Genomic DNA, 20,610 nt, shown 5'->3' with positions numbered 1-20,610 from the left:
GGGCGCCGCAACTCGTCGGCGAGCAGACGCCCCAGGACCCCCGAGACGTAGAGCGCACGAGCGGACACACAGCCTCCAGAGACAGGGCGGCCACGTACGGGCCGATACCGGGAACAGCGCGTCGAGCAAAAGGGGGGAGGGCCGGGCCGGTCCTGCCCGGCTACCGAACTCCGCTTCGCTCGCCCCCTGTCCGTGTCCCACGTCGTTCGGCCAGCGGGTAGAGCTGCCGCGGGCCGCGGCGGACAGCAGCCCCGCAACCCCCGGCAGCGCGCCCGCCTCCGGCCCGGACGCGAGCGTGGCCAGGAGGACCTGGACCAGGACCTGGTAGGTGCACTCTCCGCCGCCGCCGCCGTCCTGGGCCCGGCGGCCCGCTGCATACATCGTCGGCCAGCTCCGCCAAGGCGACCTGCCGACCGGTGAGCGAGTCCGCCAGAATCCCGTCCTGCGCCCGGATCAGGCGATGCTCCACGTCCGGCGACGGACCGGACACACCGTCACCGTCGTCGGCTTCGCGGTTCTCCGGGTCAGTCACGTACCCGGCGACGTCCTGGTCAGGCGGGTGAGCTCTTCCCGCAGGGTGGCCAGTTCCGCCCGAAGGCCGGCCAGTTCCGCCCGAAGGCCGGCCAGTTCCGCCGTCTCGTCCACGGGGCGAGCGGGGGTGTCACCGGTGGGCCCGCTCCCCGTGTTCTCCTTCAGCAGGTCGATGACGGCATCCCGGAGGTTGCACTCCAGCTCCGCCGCGCGTTCGATAAGTCCGTCGACGATCTCCTTGACGTCGTCGACGATGGTACGCAGAGACCGGATGATGCCGCGCAGTTGCCGGGGCTCACTCATGAGGGGGTGTTCCTCCCTGCTGGGGTGCGAGCATGCGAGAAGGCCTGATCGCCCGTCATCCTGCGTCCCGGTGGCCGACGTTCGGGCGGGAAGCGTTCAGCCCCTTGAGTGCACGCCAGTCCGTACGTCGGCGGCAACCCCGAGTGCGGGGGCTCGGGAGGCAACGAGCCCCGGACGCCCGCGCCGATGGCGCCGTACACACGCCCGTTCTGCCGGTCGAGACACGTCTTCCGCCGCCCCGGCACCCGCAGGAAGTCCGCGACATGGTGTGGTGGCGCGAAGGCGGCGAGTGGTGTCACCTGGCCGCCTGCACCGTGGGGCGATGCGAGGGCCGTCCCCTGTCCCGGTGGTCGCCACCGGCTCCGCAGGCCCGGCAGCGGCCCGCCAGGGCGCTTCAGGGGCGGCCCGGCCCGCCGAATGGTCCCTGTAGCCGCCGACCTGCGGCGTCACGGAGGCAGGCGTGAGGGGGGAGGGGCGAGGGCGTGAACCGGAGCGGGCCGTGCTCCGACGCGAGGGCCGCACGCCGTTCCGGGACGGTCCTTCATCTGTTGGTGTAGAAACCGTCACCGGCCGCCTTCCCGGGCGGTCGACAGGGACCTGACGTGCCCGGCCCGGCAACCGCCGAGTCGAACCGGTGCCGCGACCCAGGTAGGGCCCGCACCGCCACCGCGACACCGGATGGCCCCGCGCATCGCCCAGGTCCGGCCCGGACAGCCTCACCCCAGAGGAGCCCGCCACCACAACGACGAACGAGGTGCGTTGTGACCCCTTGGAACCCGTCACCGCGGACGGCGCAGGCGACTGTGCCCCGTCTTCCCTACCCCGATGGCTGGTTCGCCCTGGCCGCCAGTCACGAACTGAAAGCGGGCAAGGTCCTCACCCGCCGTCTGATGGGTGAGGACGTCGTGCTCTACCGCACCGCCGGCGGCACGATGCGTGCGGTACGGCCGTACTGCCCTCACCTGGGGGCTCATCTGGGCCACGGGGCAACGGTGCAGGGGGACAACCTGCGCTGCCCCTTCCACCACTTCCAGTTCGGCCTCGACGGGGCGTGCGTGAAGACCGGATACGAAACGCCGCCCCCGCTGAAGACCCGGCTCTCGGTTCTGGAGCACCGGGAGATCGACGGGTTCATCTTCGTATGGCGCCATGCCCTGGGCCAGGCGCCGTCCTGGGAGATCGAGCCTCTGCCGCCGGCGGACTTCCCCACTCCGTACTGCGTGGTCCGGGACCTGGAGGACCATCCCCAGGAGGTGCTGGAAAACGCTTTCGACCTCGGGCACTTCCGTCCGGTGCACGGGGTGCCCGTGACCTACCTCCACGAACCACTCTTCGACGGGACCCGCGCAGTCGTGTCAATGACCGTACAGAGAAGCGGCGTTGACCCCCGGCCCGGGGCGTTCTCGTTGCTCTCGCCCACGGGTCGGATCATCGCCCAGGGCCTCGGCGTCATCCAGAGCGAGGTCGAGATCGTCAGGCTCGGACTTCACTTCCGCTTCTGGGTCTTCTCCACGCCCGTCGACCCCGGGCGGCTCACCTTCACCATGGCGGCGTCGATGCGGCTCGTACGCCATGGGCTCGCGGGGCCCGCCAACGCGCTGGCCAGCGCAGGCATCGCTCACCTGTTCGCCTGGGATGCCAGCAGGGACTTCGACATCTGGCAGAACAAGATCCCTCTGAGTCATCCGCGGCTCGCGAAAGGGGACGGCCCGATCATGCAGTTCCGGCGCTGGGCCCAGCAGTTCTACTCCCCGCAGGACGGAGTCGAAGAGCCCCGGAACTAGACGCCCCGGGTTCGAGCGCGAGCGGGGGCTTCTCCGCCTGGGTGCTGTCACGTGAGCCCCTGAGGGATGGCGGTCGTACGAACTTGCAGAAGGCCCCAGGGGCACAAGCCCCAAAGGACCGACCGCGCCCCCCCGGACCCCGTGCGCCGCTCGGCCCAGGGCCTTTCCTCAAGGCAGCCGGAGTTCAGGCCCGGCCCGCCGCCTCTCGCCCGATCCTGACGCACTGCCACCCGAAGGCGAGGCCCGGTGTCCGACGAACCCCGCGACTGCGAAGACATCCTGGCGTACAGCGCACACACCGTCAGGCCGTTGATCCGCACCCAGGTCAACCGCCTGCCCGCGCACATCCGTCACCTCGCCGGGCTGCACTTCGGCTGGTGGACCGACGACCGAACCCACCTCGACCACCAGGGCGACGGCAAGGCCCTGCGCCCCGCCCTCACCCTCCTGGCCTGCCGGGCCGTCGGCGGCGACCCGGAGGCCGCCCGTCCCGCGGCCGTGGCCGTGGAACTGATCCACAACGCCAGCCTGTTGCACGACGACGTCATCGACCGCGACCGGATGCGCCGCCACCGACCCGCCCTGTGGGCGGCCAAGGGGATCCCGGCGGCGATCCTCGCCGGCGACGCCCTGTTCTTCGCCGCCGTGCAGACCCTCACCCAGGCCCCCCGCGCCGAGCTCACGATTCCCGTACTCCTGGAAAGCGTCCAGCTCCTGATCGAGGGCGAGTACCTCGACACGCTCCTGGAGACCGGCACCGACGTCAGCGAGGACCACGCGCTCGCGGTGGCGGTGGGCAAGACCGGCGAACTCCTCGCCGCCGCTTGCGCGCTGGGCGCCATCGCCGGTGGCGCCGACCCGCAGCGCACGGAGCATCTGCGGGCCTTCGGCCGACACCTGGGCATCGCCTTCCAGTGCGCCGACGACCTGCTCGGCATCTGGGGCGACGAACAGACCACCGGCAAACCCGCCCTCTCGGACCTGCGACGGCGCAAGGTCTCCCTGCCGGTGGCCGCCGCCATGGCCGGCCACACCCCGGAAGCCGAGGCCCTGCGCGCCCTCTACCGCGCAACACAGGCCCCCAGCGAGGAGGAATGCCGCCACGCGGCCAAGCTGATCGAACAGAGCGGTGCCAGGGACTGGACCCTGCACCGCGCCCGACGCCACAGCGCCGACGCCCTCCACCGCCTCGCCCTCGCCGACCCCGCGCCCCTGCCCGCCGCCGAACTCACCGCCCTCGCCCACCTGGTCACCCACCGCGAACACTGACACGACCGCGGCCCCTGCCGCACCACCGGCCCGGGGAGGGGAGGGGCCGTGTGCCCACGGCTCCGGACCCGGGCGAGACACGGGCGGCGAACACGCCCCGCTCCTCGACGTCGCACCCGGACACGGCCGGACGGCGCGTACGTCGGATGCCGCCGTCGACGGGAGCCCGCGGTGCGGGAACGCGTCGACGGCAGGCGGTTCAGGGGCTCCGCTTCCCGAAACCGCCGTCCGCACCGCACAGGCGACCGCTAACCCGTCACCTGCGAACAACTCCCTCCCGGGCCCGGAAAGGCTCACGGTTCCGTTACCCACCGAAAGGCGGCCCTCGACATGTCCGTTGACACCTCGGTGTCCGACCCGCAGCCGGAGGCGCCCGCCCTCTACTGCCCGTTCCCGGTTTCACTCCACCCCCGAGCCCGGGAGATCGACGAGAGCGCCACCCGGTGGATGGCAAGCTGCCCGATCCCGACGAACCCCGACACCCGCGACGCGCTCCTCCGGTCCCGAAGCGCCGCTTACGTCGCCTGCTCCAGCCCCGACGGAATCGAGGAACGCCTGGAGCTCGGCGGAAAGTGGTACCTGCTCGCCTTCGCCGTGGACGACTGGCTGGAGGAACTCACCACGCTGGAAGAGGTCATCGAGGCATGCTGCACCATGCAGCGCGTCGTGGACGATCCGAGCGCACCGCCCCTGACCGACCTCCCCTTCATGCGACACTTCGCGGAGCTGATCAAAGACTTCCGCGACAGTGCCACCGACGTGCAGTACGCCCGCTTCGCCGCCGGCTACACCTCGTATCACATGGCCATCCCGTGGGAGACCTGCCACCGTCTCGCCGGCCGACAGGTAACGCCCGCGGTCCTTCCCGTGATGCGCCTGTGGCTCACCGCGTTCGCCGCCTACATCACGGCATCGGAGATCTACAACGGGATGGAGATCCCGGCCCACGAGTTCGAGGCCCCCGCCACCCGCGCATGGCTCGAGTCCGCCGGAATCCTCCTCGCCTGGTGCAACGACATCTACTCCATCGAAAAGGACCTGCGGGGCGGCGACGCGCACAAGAACATCGTCATGACGCTGATGCGGCATCAAGATCTCGACGTCACGCACGCCACCCGGAAGGCCATCGAGTTCTGGAACCGCGTCATGGTGGTCCACCTGCGCCTTCGGGACCGCATCGCCATCGGGTCCAGCCCCGCTTTGACCCGGTTCCTGCGAGACACCGGAACCATGATCACCAACGTGATCCACTGGCACGCGGGAAACCCCCGATACGGCGGCGACCTCGCACTCCTCAGCATCGTCAGCCAGGAACCTCCCGGACTGGAATCCAGCCCCCTGCCCATTCCCTCCATCGCCTGGTGGTGGAACCACTGAACCCGGCACCGCCGCCCTCCGGCACCGCCCGCCCGAGCCCGCAGGAGCGACCATGGCCTCGACCGATCTGGGGCTTCCCCAACCGTCGCCGCGCACCCCAACACGCCGCCACTGCCGGAAGATCCACGTCGGCACCGTCCCCGTGGGCGGCGACGCACCCATCTCCGTCCAGACCATGACCACCACCCCGACCGCCGACGTCGACGCCACGCTCCGGCAGATCGCCGAGATCACCGCCGCCGGCTGCGACCTCGTGCGCGTCGCCGTCCCCTCCCAGGACGACGCCGACGCCCTGCCCGCCATCGTCGCCAAGTCGAAGCTGCCCGTCATCGCCGACATCCACTTCCAGCCCCGCTACGTCTTCGCCGCCATCGACGCCGGCTGCGCCGCCGTGCGCGTCAACCCCGGCAACATCCGAAAGTTCGACGACAAGGTCCGCGAGATCGCCCACGCCGCCCAGGCAGCGAACGTGCCGATCCGGATCGGCGTCAACGCCGGCTCCCTCGACCCGCGCCTGCTCGCCAAGCACGGCTCCGCCACCCCCGCGGCGCTCGCGGAATCCGCCCTGTGGGAGTGCTCGCTCTTCGAGGAGCACGGCTTCACCGACATCAAGATCGCCGTCAAGCACCACGACCCGCTCACCGTCATCGCCGCCTACCGCCTCCTCGCAGCGGCCTGCGACTACCCCCTCCACCTCGGCGTCACCGAAGCCGGCACCGCCCTCCAGGGCTCCATCAAGTCCGCCGTCGCCTTCGGAGTCCTCCTCACCGAGGGCATCGGCGACACCATCCGCGTCTCCCTCTCCGCCCCACCCGTCGACCAGGTCAAGGCCGGAGCGCACATCCTGCAGTCCCTGGGACTGCGCCCCCGCAAGCTGGAGATCGTCTCCTGCCCCGGCTGCGGCCGCCTCCAGGTCGACATCCACACCCTGGCCCAGCGCGTCGAAGCCGCCTTCGACGACTTCCCCCACCCCCTGCGCGTCGCCGCCATGGGCTGCGTCGTCAACGGCCCGGCGAAGCCCGCGAAGCCGACCCCGGCGTCTCCTGCGGCAACGCGACAAAGGCCAGTCCTCGTCGAAGGCCACGCCATCCGGACCGTCCCCGAACACCGGATCGTCGACGCCCTGATCGAAGAAGCCCCGCGCCTGACCGAAGGCTCAGACGAATCCCACCGGGGAACCAGAACAGCGGCTCAGCGCCGTCGGGGCGCCGCCCGTAGGGGCGGACACGGCGAACACGATCCGCCGCGGGTAAGCAGTGCCCCCGCCGTCAGTCTGATGGAGAAAGGCCCGAGATGGACATCGACGAATCCTCGAACCCGGTACACCAGCCCCGGCTGCCCTACCCGGACGGGTGGTTCGCCATCGCCTTCAGCGATGAACTGCCTCGTGGAAAGGTCATCCGACGGAAGTTCATGGGCGAGGAACTGGTGGCCTATCGTACGCGTTCAGGCGCCGTGCAAGTGGTGGACGCGCACTGCCCTCACCTTGGCGCCCATCTCGGCTTCGGGGGTTCGGTGGACGGCGAGAACATCGTCTGCCCCTTCCACCATTTCGCCTATGACTTGACGGGGAGATGTGTCCGGACCGGCGACGGGTCGACCCCGCCTCGGGCGTCCCTGAAACCTTGGGTTTCCTGTGAGGTCAACGGATTCATCTCGGTATGGCGCCATGCAGGGGGCTCCGCCCCGACCTGGCAGGTCCCGACCCTCCCGGTGGATGAGTTCCCGCCACCGACGCGGCGGGCGTTCACCCTGGTCGACCATCCGCAAGATGTATTCGAGAACACCGTCGACCTTGCGCACTTCGCGCCCATCCACGGGTTCCAGAACGCGATGATCGCAAATCCACTGCAAGCGGATGGACCCCACCTCGGCATCCCGGTCACCTTCGAAAGGGCATTCCCTCTCCTCGGGTCGGTGCAAACAAAAATCGTGGCGGTGGTACACGGCCTCGGGTGCCAACACCTCACAGGGCGCCTCGATCGCTTTGGCGCCGATTTCCTGGGCCAGGCCATGGCCACCCCGATCGACCCTATTCGTGTTCAAACGTACTTCACGCTGTCCGTCCGCTCATCCGGGTTCTCCGCCTGTCCCGATTGGGCAGCCAGAACCCTGTCCCAGATCCTGACCCAGGCGGTAGCGCCGTTCTACCTCACGGACGTCACAAAGGACTTCCACATCTGGAGCAACAAGAAGTACGTAGAACACCCCAGACTCAGCCGGGGAGACGGCCCGATCATGGAGTACCGCCGCTGGGCCCGCCAGTTCTACAGCGCGCCGCCCCTACCGGGACAGGGTGCTACGCCGAAACCTGAACCTTCCTGACAGTCCACGCCCCCAGCCCGCCGCACACAGACGACCGCGGTACTTCGGGGCCACGTCGGCACCACCGGCACCACGTGACAGCCATCCACCGCCGCCCACGGCGCCTCGCTCGCCCGACGCTCCCTTCCCCGCGCGCCGCGCGGCGCCGTCGTCCAGGTCCAGGGCCGCCCGGCCCGCCCGCCTCGCGGCGCGCCTCAACCCGGACGCGAAAGCAGTCCGTACCTTGAACCAGCAACATCGGTGCCTACACGCGCCGATTGCCGGTTCGGGCAAAACGTGCGGAATAAAGAAAAGGGCCCGTGGGGACGTGGGATGCTCCGAGCATGCCCCGGAGCAACAACGGCCAAGTGCCCGTCGCATACGTAGACACTGGTCAAGGGGCCGCGGGTCCACACCCCGTCGTTCCGGGACGGCGGGGGCCCGCGACGTCGGCTGCGTCGCGGGCCCGGCACGGTCGTGGGATCAGGCCTTGTTCGGGTACATGGTCCAGCGCTGGTTGGCGTTGCCGGGGATGCACGACCAGACGCCCAGCGCCGTCCCGTTGCCGTCGGCCCAGTTGGGGAGTTCGAGGCAGCGGTCGGCGGGTCGGCGGGTCGGCGGGTCGGCGGGTCGGCGGTCGGGTTGTGGAGGGTGCCGTCGGCGCGGAGCGTCCAGACCTGGCCGGTCGCGCCGACGCAGTCGCTGATGACCACCTGGGTGCCGAGGTCGGTGGCGTTGTCCTTGATGCCGACGCAGCGCCCACCGGTGCCGGTGGGCAGGGTGCCGGCGGTGTCGGTGGTGATCAGGTCCGGGTTCCCGTCACCGTTGATGTCGCCGGGCGAGTCGACCACGGGGAACGCGGCCATTCCGGACCCGCCGCCACCAGCTCGCCCTACCAGGTGTTCATGGAACAGCCGGTCATGCAGGCTCTCGCCGCCTGGCGGCAGTCCGACCCGAACGCGCCCACCTGGACGAAGAAGAAGCGCCGCAGTCCTCAGCGGCCGCGCGCAACTGCGGCGAGTCCGCAGGACTGGGTCTGTGCCCGCGTGCTGGTGGGTACGGAGGACATCGACGGGGGAGCGGGTCGCGAGTGGCGAGAGGTCGGAGCTGGGGCGTGAGTGGTGAACTGCGGTATGACGATCTGGTGCGGCCGCTGCCGGAGTTGTTGAAGAGGCACGCCGAGCGGTCGGCGGACCGGGTCGCGTTCCACGACTTCTCGCGCGGCGTCAGCTACGCCGAGTTGGAGCGGCGGACCGGGCGGCTGGCCGGGTCGCTCGCGCGGGCGGGGGTCCGGCGCGGCGATCGGGTGGCGCTCTGCCTGGGCAACTGCGTGGAGCTGGTGGAGGGTTGCCTCGCCGTGCTGCGGGCGGGGGCGGTCGGTGTCCTGCTCAATCCCCGGTCCTCCGACGACGAACTCGACTACTACCTGCGGGACAGCGGTGCCTCGGCCGTCATCACCGACCCCGCGCACCTCACACAGCTCCACCGCCTCGGCGCCGCGTACCGTGGCCTGCACACCGTGCTCACCGGGGCGGGCCCGATCCCCTCGAACGCCCCCGACGGCACCGTCCTCTTCGAGGCCGAGGCCGCAGCCTCGACCGGGAGCGACGGGCCCGCGGCCCCCGACGACCTGGGGCTCGACGATCCGGCCTGGCTGCTCTACACCTCCGGGACCACCCACCGCCCCAAGGGCGTGCTCTCCACGCAGCGCGGCGCACTGTGGTCGGTGGCGGCCTGCTACGTGCCGGTCTTCGGGCTCTCCCCCGAGGACCGGCTGCTGTGGCCGCTGCCGCTGTTCCACAGCTTCGGGCACTCCCTCGCGATCCTGGGCACCACAGCCGTCGGCGCGAGCACCGCGATCGCCGGCGAACTGCCGACGTCCGGCGAGGTCCTGACGCCCGGCGACCTGTGGCGCACGCTGCGCACCCCGAGCGCCGCCCTCGGCGGGCCGTTCACCCTCCTGGCAGGCGTCCCCACGACGTACCACCGGTTGATGGCCTCGGCGAGGGACACCCCGCTCCCCGCGCCGCGGCCCGGGCTGCGGCTCTGCGTCACGGCGGGCGCGCCGTGTCCGCCCGAGCTGCGCGGGGTGGTGGAGGAGACGCTCGGCGCGCCGCTGCTCGACGTCTACGGCAGCACCGAGACCTGCGGCGCGATCGCGGTGACCCGCCCGAACGGCCCCCGGATCGACGGGTCCTGCGGACTGCCGGTACCCGGCGTCGAGGTCCGCGTCGTCGATCCGGACAGCGGCGCCGACGTCCTCGCGGGCGGCGAGGGCGAGATCTGGGTCAGCGGTCCGAATCTCATGACGGGCTACCACGACCAGCCGGAAGCGACGGCCGCCGCGCTGCGCGAGGGCTGGTACCGGACCGGGGACCTCGGCCGGCGCGCCGAACACGGCCACCTCGTCCTCACCGGCCGGGTCAGCGAACTGATCATCCGGGGCGGCGAGAACATCCACCCCACGGAGGTAGAGCACGTCCTGCGGGGCTGTCCCGGGGTGCGGGACGCCGTGGTCCTCGGCCTGCCGCACGCCGTCCTCGGCGAGGTCCCGGTCGCCTTCGTGGTGCCCGGCCCGGAGGGCCTGGACCCGCGGCTGGTGCTCGACGTCTGCCGCTCGCAGCTCGCGGACCACAAGGTCCCCGTCGAGGTCCGCGAGATCGCGGCCGTTCCGCGCACGCCGTCGGGCAAGATCGTCCGCCATGCGGTGCTCAGCGACCCGGTTGCGGCGCTGGCCCCGGGCGGCGGTTCCCTGGACCGCGGGCTGCTGTCGCTGCCCCGGGAGGAGCAGGAACGCGCGCTGTGCGCGAGGGTGTGCGCCGAGACGGTCCGGGTCCGAGGCCGCGCGCCGGAGAGCGGGCTCGACGCGGACGGCTCGTTTGCGGACCGCTCGTTCGTGGACGGCTCCTTCGCGGACAGTTCCTTCGCGGACCTCGGGCTGACCTCGCTCGGCGCCATCGAGCTGATCGACCGGCTCGCGGCGTCGACCGGGCTGAGCCTGCCGACGACGCTGGTCTTCGACCACCCCACCCCGGCCGCCGTCGCCCGCCACCTGCACACGGAACTGTTCGCCGCCGTACCCGCCGCACCTGTTGTACCCGCGCCCGCCGCACCCGTACCCGCGCCCGCACCGCGGACCGCCGAGCCGGAGGAGCCGTACGACCGGGACCCGGTGGTGATCGTCGCCATGGCCTGCCGCTACCCCGGCGACGTGGAATCCCCCGAAGGGCTCTGGGAGTTGGTGTCTCAGGGCAGGGACGCGATCTCGGACCTGCCGACCGACCGGGGCTGGGACCTGGCCGCCCTCTACGATCCCGACCCGGACCGGATCGGCACCTGCTACACGCGCAGTGGCGGATTCCTGCACAGCGCCGCGGAGTTCGACGCGGGCCTGTTCGGCATCTCGCCGCGCGAGGCGCTCACCATGGACCCGCAGCAGCGGCTGCTGCTGGAAGTCACCTGGGAGGCGTGGGAGCGGGCCGGGATCGACCCGGCGTCCGTCCGGGACAGCGACACGGGCGTCTTCCTCGGCGTGATGTACGGCGATTACGCCTCCCGCTTCACCGAGCACGAACTGGAGGCCCACCTCGCCCTGGGCTCGGCCGGCAGCGTGGCCTCCGGCCGGCTCTCCTACGTGTTCGGCCTGCGCGGGCCCGCGATCACCGTCGACACGGCGTGCTCGTCCTCGCTGGTCGCCGTGCACCAGGCGGCCCAGGCGCTGCGCTCGGGCGCGTGCTCGCTGGCGCTGGCCGGCGGCGTCACGGTGATGGCGACGCCCAACCCGCTGGTCGCGTTCAGCCGCCAGCGCGCCCTCGCGCCCGACGGCCGGTGCAAGTCGTTCTCGGCGACGGCGGACGGCACCGCCTGGGCCGAGGGCGCCGGGGTGCTGCTGCTGGAGAAGCTGTCCGACGCGCGCCGCAACGGACACCCGGTGCTGGCCGTGGTGCGCGGCAGCGCCGTCAACTCCGACGGCGCGTCCAACGGCCTGACCGCGCCCAACGGCCGCGCCCAGCAGCGCCTGATCCAGCTGGCGCTGGCGGACGCCGGGCTGCGCGCGCACGAGGTGGACGCCGTGGAGGCACACGGGACGGGCACCGCGCTCGGTGATCCCGTCGAGGCGCGGGCGCTGCTCGCCGGCTACGGCCGGGGCCGGGGGCCGGAGGATCCCCCGCTGTGGCTGGGCAGCGTCAAGTCCAACCTCGGACACACCCAGGCCGCCGCCGGAGTCGCCGGGATCATCAAGATGGCCCAGGCCATGCGGCACGGCGAGTTGCCCAGGACCCTGCACGTGGCAGCCCCCACCCCGCACGTCGACTGGTCCGCGGGCCGGGTCGAGCTGCTGACCGCCGCCCGGCCGTGGCCCGCGCCCGCCGGCCGGCCGCGCCGCGCCGGTGTGTCGGCCTTCGGGATCGGCGGCACCAACGCGCACGTGATCATCGAGGAGCCGGCCGCCGCCGACCGCGCCCCGAGCCAGCAACCCGCGCCGCCGCCGGGGCCGGTGTCGCCAGCGGCAGTGCCGTGGCTGGTCGGCGGGGCTGACGAGGCGGCCCTGCGGGCCCAGGCGCGACGGCTGGCCGACCACGTCGAGGCCCGGCCGGGCCTCTCGCCGGTGGACGTGGGCTTCTCGCTGGCGGTGTCGCGGTCGGCGCTCACACACCGGGCGATGGTGCCGGCCGCGGACCGCGAGCGCATGCTGGCCGGGCTCCGGGCGATCGCCGACGGCACGCCCGGCGCCGGGTCGTTGATGCGCCTGGCCGACCCGCGTACCCGCACCGCCTTCCTGTTCACCGGGCAGGGCGCGCAGCGCACGCGGATGGGCGAGGAACTGCGGGAGGCGTTCCCCGCGTTCGCCGCGGCCTTCGACGAGGTCTGCCACGCGCTGGACGGCGAACTCGACCGGCCGCTGCGCACGGTGATCCGCGCCGACCCGGGCTCGCCGGACGCCCTGCTCGACCGCACGGACTTCACCCAGGCCGCCCTGTTCGCCTACGAGGTGGCGCTCTTCCGGCTGGTGGAGTCCTGGGGCGTGCGGGCCGACTTCCTGGCCGGGCACTCCGTGGGCGAGTTGGCGGCCGCGCACGTCGCCGGAGTGCTGGACCTCGCCGACGCCGTCCGTCTGGTCGCGGCCCGCGGGCGGCTGATGCGGGCGCTGCCCGACGGCGGGGCGATGGTGGCCCTCGACGCGGCGGAGCACGAGGTCCTGCCCGAACTCGCGGACGTGGCCGACCGCGTGGCGATCGCCGCGGTCAACGGACCGCGCGCGGTGGTGCTCTCCGGCGCGCGGGACGAGGTACTCGCCGTCGCGGCGCGGTTCGAGGCCCGCGGCCGCCGCAGCACGTGGCTCAAGGTCGGCCACGGTTTCCACTCGCCGCTCGTGGACCCGGTGCTCGACGAGTTCCGCCGCGTCGCCGAGACGCTGGAGTTCCGGCCGCCGCGGATCCCGGTGGTCTCCACCGTGAGGGGATCTCGGGCGGCGCCCGGGGAACTGGGCTCCGCGGATTACTGGGTGCGGCACGCGCGGCTTCCCGTGCGGTTCGCCGAGGCCGTGGAGTGGCTGGGCGCCAACGGCGTCGGGGGCTTCCTGGAACTCGGCCCGCAGCCGGTGCTCACCGCGTACGCGCAGGAGTGCCCGGCCGTCCAGGACGGCGGCCCGGCCCCGCAGAGCGGCGGCGGCCCGGTGTTCGCCTTCGCGGCCCGCGACGGCGAGCGGGAGCCGGACACGCTGCTGGCGGCCGTGGCCCGGCTCCACGTGCGCGGCGCCGCCGTCGACTGGCCCGCGGTGTTCGCGGAGCGCGGGCTGCGGCGCGGGCTGCGACGCGGGCTGCGGCGCGTGGAACTGCCGACCTACGCCTTCCAACGCCGGAGGTACTGGCTGGACCCGCCGCGCCCGGCCGGGGCGGGGGCCCACCCGGGCCCCGGCGAGCATCCGCTGCTCGGCCCGCCGTTCGAGGTGCCGGGCACCGGGCACACGGTGCTCTCCGGCCTGCTGTCGGCGAGTGCCCAGCCGTGGCTCGCCGACCACGTCGTCGGTGGGGCGCCGCTCGTGCCGGGGGCGGCGTTCGTCGAGATGGCCGTGCGCGCGGGCGACGCGGTCGGCTGCGGCACGCTGGAGGAGCTCGTGATGCTGCGGCCGCTGGCCCTGCCCGCCTCGGGGGTGCGGGTCCAGGTCGTGGTGGGGGCGGTGGACGACTCCGGCCGGCGGTCCGTCGAGATCCACGCGCGACCGGTGGAGCCCGCCGAGCTGGCCTGGACGCCGCACGCCACCGGCCTGCTCGCCCGCACGCCCGAGCCGGGAACGGCACCGGAGGGGCGCGGCCTGACGCAGTGGCCGCCGCCCGGGGCCGTGGAGATCGAACCCGCCGGCGCCTACGAGGCCGCGGCGGAGCGCGGTCTGGCCTACGGGCCCGCCTTCCGCGGCGTGCGCGCGCTGTGGCGGCGGGGTGCGGAGGTGTTCGCGGAGGTCCGGTTGCCCGAGCCGTGGACGGCCGAGGCAGGCCGGTACGGCATCCACCCCGCGCTCCTGGACGCCGCCGCGCATGCCTCGATGCTCGCCGTGTCCGCTCAGGGAAGCGGCCCGGATGCGGACGCGGGCGGCGCCCGGGTGCCGTTCCAGTGGAGCGGCGTGGGCCTGCACGCCGCCGAGGCGTCGACGGTCCGGGTGCGGATCGCGCCGGTCGGCGAGGCAGGCCCCGCCTCGGAGGACGGCGCGTTCTCGATCACGCTCACCGACCCGGCGGGCCGCCTGGTGGCTCGCGTCAACTCCCTCTCCACCAGGGAACTTCCGGCCGGGCACCGCGATCCCGGGCAGGACATCGCCCAGCGCGCCCTGCTGCGCCCCGACTGGGTCCCCGTCGCGCTGCCCAGCGGGGCACCGCAGTCGGCGGGCTGGACGGTCCTCGGGCCGGACCAGCTGAACCTCGGCGCCTTCGTCCCCCTCGCCGCCGGCCCGTCCTCACCCACGAACGGCCCCTCCTCGCCCACGGCCGACGCGGACGCCACGGCCCTACCCCGCCACCTGGCGCTCACCGCCGTCGGTTCGGAAACGGACCGCGGCCCGCTGGCCGACGTCCACCTGCTGACCACGCGGGTGCTCAAGGTCCTCCAGGACTGGCAGGACGATCCGGCCACCGCGGGCTCGCGGCTCGTGGTGGTGACGCGGAACGCCACCGCACCCACGCCGGACCTGGCGGGCGCCGCGGTCTGGGGGCTGGTGCGCACCGCGCAGTCGGAGCTGCCGGGGTGCGTGGTCCTGATCGACGTGGACGAGGATCCCGCCTCCCTGCGCCTGCTGCCCGCGGCGGCCGCCAGCGGCGAGCCCCAACTCTCCCTGCGCGCCGGGCGGGCGACGGTGCCACGGCTGGTCGGCGCCCCGGCGGCGGCCCACCTGCCCGAGCCCTGGCCGGCCGAGAGCGCCCCGCCCCGCCGCTCCGGCGCCTTCGACCCGGACGGCACGGTGCTGATCACCGGCGGCACCGGAGCGCTGGGCGCGGACCTGGCCGGGCACCTGGTCGACGCCTACGGGGTCCGCCACCTGCTGCTGACCGGGCGGCGCGGCCCGCACGCACCGGGCGCCGACGCCCTGCGCGCGAGCCTGGCGGAGCGGGGCGCGCAGGTCAGGATCGTCGCGTGCGACGCGGCCGACCGGGCCCGGCTCGCCGAGCTGATCGAGCAGTGCGATCCCCCGCTGACCGCCGTCGTGCACGCCGCCGGGGTCCTCGACGACGGAGCGCTGGCCGCGCTGTCCCCCGAGCGGCTGGCGGCGGTCCTGCGGCCGAAGGCGGACGCGGCCTGGCACCTGCACGAGTTGACCCGCGACCGGGACTTGTCGGCCTTCGTCCTGTTCTCCTCGGTCTCGGGCGTGCTGGGCCGGGCGGGCCAGGGCAACTACGCCGCGGCGAACTCGTTCCTGGACGCGCTCGCCCAGCACCGGGCCGCCGCCGGTCTGCCCGCCGTCTCGCTGGCGTGGGGCTTGTGGGGCCACGACGCGGGCATGGCAGCCCAGTTGACCGAGGGTGCGGGGCGCGCGAGGTCCGACGACGTGGTCCGGGCGTTCACCCCCGCCCAAGGCCTGGCCCTGTTCGACGCGGCACTGCGGACAGGAGCCCCCGTACTCGCGCCGGTCCTGCTGGACCGGGCCGCGCTGCGCGCCGCCGCAGGGCAACTACCGCCCCCGCTGCGCGACCTGGCGCGCCACGGCCGGCCCGCCGCCGAGGCGCAGAGCGGCGCGACCGAACCTCCCCCGGGCGCCCGGGAAGGCTCCGAGCCCGGAGCGTGGCGCACGCTGCTGGCCGGGCTGCCCGCCGAGGAGCGCGGGGCCGCGCTCACGGAACTGCTGCGTGGCGACGTGGCCGCGGTGCTCGGCTACTCCGGCGCGCAGGACCTCCCCGCCGGCAGGACCCTGGCCGAGCTCGGCTTCGACTCCCTGACGGCCGTCCAGTTCCGCAGCCGGCTGAGCACGGCCCTGCGCCTGCGGCTGCCCGCGGCCGTCGTGTTCGAGCACCCGGCGATCGAGGACCTCGCCCGTCACGTACTCGACCTGCTCGACGACCTGCCCGATGGCCTGCTCAAGGACCTGCCCGACGGCACACCGCGTGTGCGGCCCGGCATCCGGCCCGCACCGCCCACCGGCCGTCCCGCGCAGACGCTCGCGGCGCTGTACCGCGCTCTCTGCGAGCAGGGCCGACCGGCGGCCGCGATGCACCTGGTAATCGCGGCGTCCTCGGCCACCGCGACGTTCGGCGCCGACGACGCCGCGGAGCACGCCGTGCCGCCGCTGTGCCGGGCCCGGGGCCGCGCCGGCTCCCCGGTCGTGGTCTTCTTCCCCGACCACCGCCCGCTCCCCGCCCTCCCGGGCGGCGGGTTCGCGGCCCTGCACGCCTGCTTCGAGGGGGAGTTGGAGGTCCTGGAGTTCCCGCACCCGGGCATCGGCGCGGGGCACGCCGTTCCGGCCGACCGGGAGACGCTCGCCCGCCTCCACGCCGAGACGGTGCTGCGGCACGCCGGCAACCGGCCCGTCGTCCTGGTCGGTGCTTCCGCCGGGGGCGCCGTCGCGCACGCCGTGACCCGACGCCTCGAACTCAGGGGATCCGCTCCCCTGGGACAGGTGCTGATCGACACGTATCTCGTCCACCAGGGCAACCACTCCACGGACTGGCTGACCGCCCTGGCCGCGCCGCCGGCCCCGCACCTCGGCGTGGACGTGTGCGCGGACGGGTCCACCGGCGACGAGGACGCCGCCGTCGCGGCCATGGGCGCCTACACCGGGCTCTTCCTGGACTGGCGCCCGGAGCCCGTGGACACCCCGACCCTCCTCGTCGGCGCCGCGCGGCCGACCCCGCTGATGGCGGCGCGCGCGGACGGCGACTCCTGGCGCACGTCCTGGCCGCTGCCGCACGAGCGCGTCGAGGTGCCCGGCGACCACCTCTCCCTGGCGCGGGAGGACGCCGCCACCACGGTGGCCGCGATCCGCGCCTGGATCGACTCCCTCGCCCGCACCGGTTAAGTCCTGCCTTTCGGATCAGCGTGTGCAGCCGGGGGAGCGGGAAGTCGGCCCGTCCGACTTCCCACTCCCCCGGCACCGGTCGCCGGGTGCGCGGGCGAACCCCGTTCGAGTGAAGCGCCGGACGGCCCGGTGGAGGCAGTGCCGGGGCGGGGTAACGGGTGATCGGGAGTCACGGGAAGCCGCGCGACGCGGGGTTCCCGGGCTCCCGTCGATGCCCTGACGAACCCAGCACGGGAGTCCCCTCATGCACCTGCGTTCCAGCCCGCGCGCAGCGGTCGTGGTCACCGCCGGCGTCCTCGCCCTGTCCCTGGTCAGCCCCTCCACGGCCTCGGCGGCCCCCGGCGTCGTGATCATGGATCGCGGGGGTGTACGGGAGGAGGTCACGGACCCGGTGCCCGGCCAGTGCCACCGCGGCCTCGGCCCCGACACCACGATCGTGAACTTCACCAGCGGCCCCATCCGGCTGTTCACCGACCGCAACTGCCGGTCGAGGATCTCTTCCCTGCTGGACCCGGACGGGGCCCGGGAGGACGTGAACGTCGGCAGTTTCATGGCCATCACCTGACCACCGCCCCACCCGTTCACCTGCCGCCGGACCGGCTGCAAGGCGGTCCGGCGGCCGTACCCGAGTCCCCCGCGCCGGCGGCCCCCACGGTGCCGTGCAGATGCGACAACGAGGCTTTTCCGCCCACCCCGAGTGGTCGCGCCACCAGGGCATCCCAGGTGTCATCATCCAGAGGGCCGGCCAAGCCAGTACCAGCCGGCTGCGGAAGTTGTCCCAGATCCTCGGGACCTCTCCGACCGTCCGACTCGCCTGGCCCTCGGGAGAACACCTTGCGTGGCCTGATCCTCGACTTCGCGGGAGTGATGACCACTCCCATCGGCCAGTCGTCCCGGGCGTGGTGTGCCCGGGAGGGCCTGCCGGCTGACACCTGGCGCAGCACCCTGGAGGACGATCCGGCCGGCCGTGCGCTCTACGTGGAGCTGGAGCTCGGCCGGATGTCCCAGGAGGAGTGGAACCGGGGCACGGCGGCGATCATGGGCGTGGGGCCCGACAACCTGATGGGACGCGCGCATGCGGAGGTCCGCGCGGTTCCCGCCATGGCCGAACTCGCCCGTGCCGCCAGGGACGCCGGGATCGTGGTGGCGCTGCTGTCGAACTCTTACGGCCTCGCTCCGTACAACCCTTACGTGGAGACCGGGGTGTGGGATCTGTTCGACGTGCGGGTGATCAGTGGAGATGAGGGCATAGCCAAGCCGGAACCGGCGATCTATCAGCGCGCCCTCGACCGCATGGGTCTGGCCGGCCCCGAGTGCATCTTCGTGGACGACCACCGTAGGAACCTCCCGCCGGCCGAGGCGCTCGGCATCACCACGGTCCACGCGAACGGCCCGGAGACGGCCTCGCGGGTCGCTCGCCTTCTGGAGCTGGAGACACCTCGGTCCACCGATCTGTCACCGGACGAGGCAACCACCGGCGCCTGGTTGACGACGGATTGAAGAACTCGTACACGCCATGCGAGTACTGCCCTGTACGACTTCCGGAAGTCGTACAGGGCGCAGGTTCACCGACCGTCGCCGTTCCACGACAGTGGTCGCATGCCTTCCGACACACCTCTGGAACCGCGCCGGAATACCCACGGCAGACCAAGCGCTCCTCGCCCGTGGGGCCCGCAGCCACATCCTCGGCGCCCCCCGCGCACATCCCGCCCGACCCCACCCATGGACCAGCCGAGCAGCCGTTCCCAGCACAAGTGAGCCGATGAACACTGCGCGCAGGGCAGGGGGATCGGCTATCGAACTCCCGTCCCGGGCTGTTGATTGAGGTCCATCCCGTCCGGGGCGGGGTACTACCCCTGCCGCACGGCAGGTACTTGCTGCGCCCTCGGGTGCAGCGGGAAACAGCACCGGCCTTACAAGCCGAACCGAGAAGGGACGCTGACCATGGGAGACGAGAACAAGGGTGGACCGAACGACGGTAGGGGCGGCGGGCACGCCAAGCCCGGCTCGCCGGCCATCGGCCCGAACCCCTCGAAGGACGGCCAGCAACCGACCCCGGCACCGAAGCACAAGAAGAGTTGACCCCCGAACAGCAGCGGGCCGCACTGGTGGCGGCGCTCACCGACGCCGGTTCCCTGCCCACCGAATGGGCTCCGGCCGTGGCGGCCGTGCCACGACACGCGTTCCTCCCCGACACCATCTGGGCGGACGAGGACGGCGGCGACACCGAGTGCAGCCGGACCAAGGAACCCGAGCGGTGGATGCGGCTCGCCTACAGCGACCTGCCGATCGTCACGCAGTGGGACGACGGTGCCGGGGACGGCGACCACCGTACTCCCACATCGTCGGCATCCATGCCCACCATGGTGGCCGAGATGCTGTCCGACCTGGACGCGGTCCCCGGGCATCGGGTGCTCGAAATCGGGACGGGCACCGGCTACAACGCGGCCTTGTTGGCGCATCGCCTGGGCGCCGAAACGGTGTCCACCGTCGAGGTGGACGCGCAGGTCACCGCGCAAGCCCGCACCGCACTTCGCAGGACCGGCTACACCCCCGAAGTCGTCTGCGGGGACGGTGCGCTCGGGTGGGGCGTACGCGCCCCGTACGACCGGATCATCTCCACCGTGTCACTGCGGGACATCCCGCCCGCCTGGGTAGCACAAACCCGGCCGGGCGGGGTGATCGTCAGCCCCGTCTCACCGTTGCTGGGCGGCGGGGCGGTTGCGCGGCTCACGGTGGACGGCGACGGGACGGCAAGCGGTCCGTTCACCCGATCGGCGGCGTTCATGATGCTGCGGCAGCAGCGCTACCAGGGCGCTCCGGTGGACGACTACCTGCCCGGTGAATGGCCGGGCGACTCCGGGCAGTCCTGGACAAGCCTCGACCCCGAAGCCATCGGGGGCGACTGGCTCGCGCAATTCGCCTGCGCCCTCGCCCTGCCGGACGTGTACTACCGGCGGAACGAGTTCGGTGACGGCGGCTGGACGTGGTGGCTGTTTGACACGGCCGTCACGTCCTGGGCAACGGTCGACTCCGTGCCCGGGGAATCCCGGTTCGAGGTCCGCCAGTCCGGGCCCCGGCAACTGTGGGACGAGACGGAGGCCGCCTACACCCAGTGGACGGCCGCCGGACGCCCCGGCTACGAGCGGTACGGGCTCACGGTGTCACCTGCCGGACAGGCTGCATGGTTGGACGAGCCCGGCAATCCCCTCCCGGGGCACCGCAAGTAGAGCGGTAGCTGGGGGCGTGGGGTTCCAAGCGATTGGCACCGCTTGTCTCCCCGCGCCCCCGCTCGCACAGAGCGGGGATCGGCTCCGGGTCGGGTCAGCAGTTCGGAACGGGGTCGGTCTCGCTGGCGGCCTCCGCCGGGCCCCGCGAAGGATTGGCCGGCGAGGGCGGCCCTGCGGAAGTGGCTGCCGGGAAACCGATTAGGTGATCGCCGTCTGGTGCCGTACGGTCGGTACTACCGACGCGGGGTGGAGCAGCTCGGTAGCTCGCTGGGCTCATAACCCAGAGGTCGCAGGTTCAAATCCTGTCCCC

The 20,610-nt window shown here is 72.9% G+C and carries 9 protein-coding genes and 1 pseudogene; 9 read left to right on the top strand and 1 reads right to left on the bottom strand.

Annotated elements, in window-relative coordinates; translation table 11 throughout:
- Positions 1-528: 528 nt before the first annotated feature.
- Positions 529-834, bottom strand: a complete 306-nt coding sequence (locus AC07BF_RS36040; protein WP_400989847.1) for a hypothetical protein — start codon at positions 832-834, stop codon at positions 529-531.
- Positions 835-1,637: 803 nt separating this feature from the next.
- Between AC07BF_RS36040 and AC07BF_RS36035 the strand changes: the two genes are divergently transcribed.
- The 9 genes and pseudogenes from AC07BF_RS36035 (at position 1,638) to AC07BF_RS35995 (ending at position 20,300) form a co-directional block, all read left to right on the top strand.
- Entirely contained in the window at positions 1,638-2,618 is a 981-nt protein-coding gene (locus AC07BF_RS36035) for a Rieske 2Fe-2S domain-containing protein (protein ID WP_363588822.1), read from the top strand.
- Positions 2,619-2,864: 246 nt separating this feature from the next.
- Positions 2,865-3,887 carry a polyprenyl synthetase family protein gene (locus AC07BF_RS36030; protein ID WP_363588820.1) on the top strand — a complete coding sequence of 341 codons (1,023 nt, stop codon included), beginning with the start codon at positions 2,865-2,867 and terminating at the stop codon, positions 3,885-3,887.
- 330 nt (positions 3,888-4,217) lie between these two features.
- Positions 4,218-5,264 (top strand): terpene synthase family protein, encoded by a 1,047-nt coding sequence (locus tag AC07BF_RS36025; RefSeq protein ID WP_478334492.1) that lies wholly within the window; start codon positions 4,218-4,220, stop codon positions 5,262-5,264.
- A gap of 52 nt (positions 5,265-5,316) precedes the next feature.
- A pseudogene (ispG, locus tag AC07BF_RS36020) lies at positions 5,317-6,390 on the top strand (flavodoxin-dependent (E)-4-hydroxy-3-methylbut-2-enyl-diphosphate synthase); the annotation flags it as partial.
- A gap of 167 nt (positions 6,391-6,557) precedes the next feature.
- On the top strand, positions 6,558-7,589 hold the full coding sequence (locus AC07BF_RS36015; protein ID WP_478334491.1) for a Rieske 2Fe-2S domain-containing protein: 1,032 nt from the start codon (positions 6,558-6,560) through the stop codon (positions 7,587-7,589).
- Positions 7,590-8,682: 1,093 nt separating this feature from the next.
- Entirely contained in the window at positions 8,683-17,070 is an 8,388-nt protein-coding gene (locus tag AC07BF_RS36010) for a type I polyketide synthase (RefSeq protein WP_478334490.1), read from the top strand.
- A gap of 244 nt (positions 17,071-17,314) precedes the next feature.
- On the top strand, positions 17,315-17,635 hold the full coding sequence (locus tag AC07BF_RS36005; RefSeq protein WP_363633358.1) for a hypothetical protein: 321 nt from the start codon (positions 17,315-17,317) through the stop codon (positions 17,633-17,635).
- 269 nt (positions 17,636-17,904) lie between these two features.
- A complete protein-coding gene (locus AC07BF_RS36000) occupies positions 17,905-18,570 on the top strand; it encodes an HAD family hydrolase (protein ID WP_363588810.1) in 666 nt (221 codons plus the stop codon).
- 578 nt (positions 18,571-19,148) lie between these two features.
- Complete coding sequence (locus tag AC07BF_RS35995) at positions 19,149-20,300, top strand: methyltransferase domain-containing protein (protein WP_478334489.1); 1,152 nt, start codon at positions 19,149-19,151, stop codon at positions 20,298-20,300.
- Positions 20,301-20,610 lie beyond the last annotated feature (310 nt).

It is taken from the genome of Kitasatospora sp. NPDC043950 (genome assembly GCF_056435345.1).
Note: the sequence above shows the minus strand (reverse complement) of the source record. Positions and strands in the feature narration are given on the sequence as shown.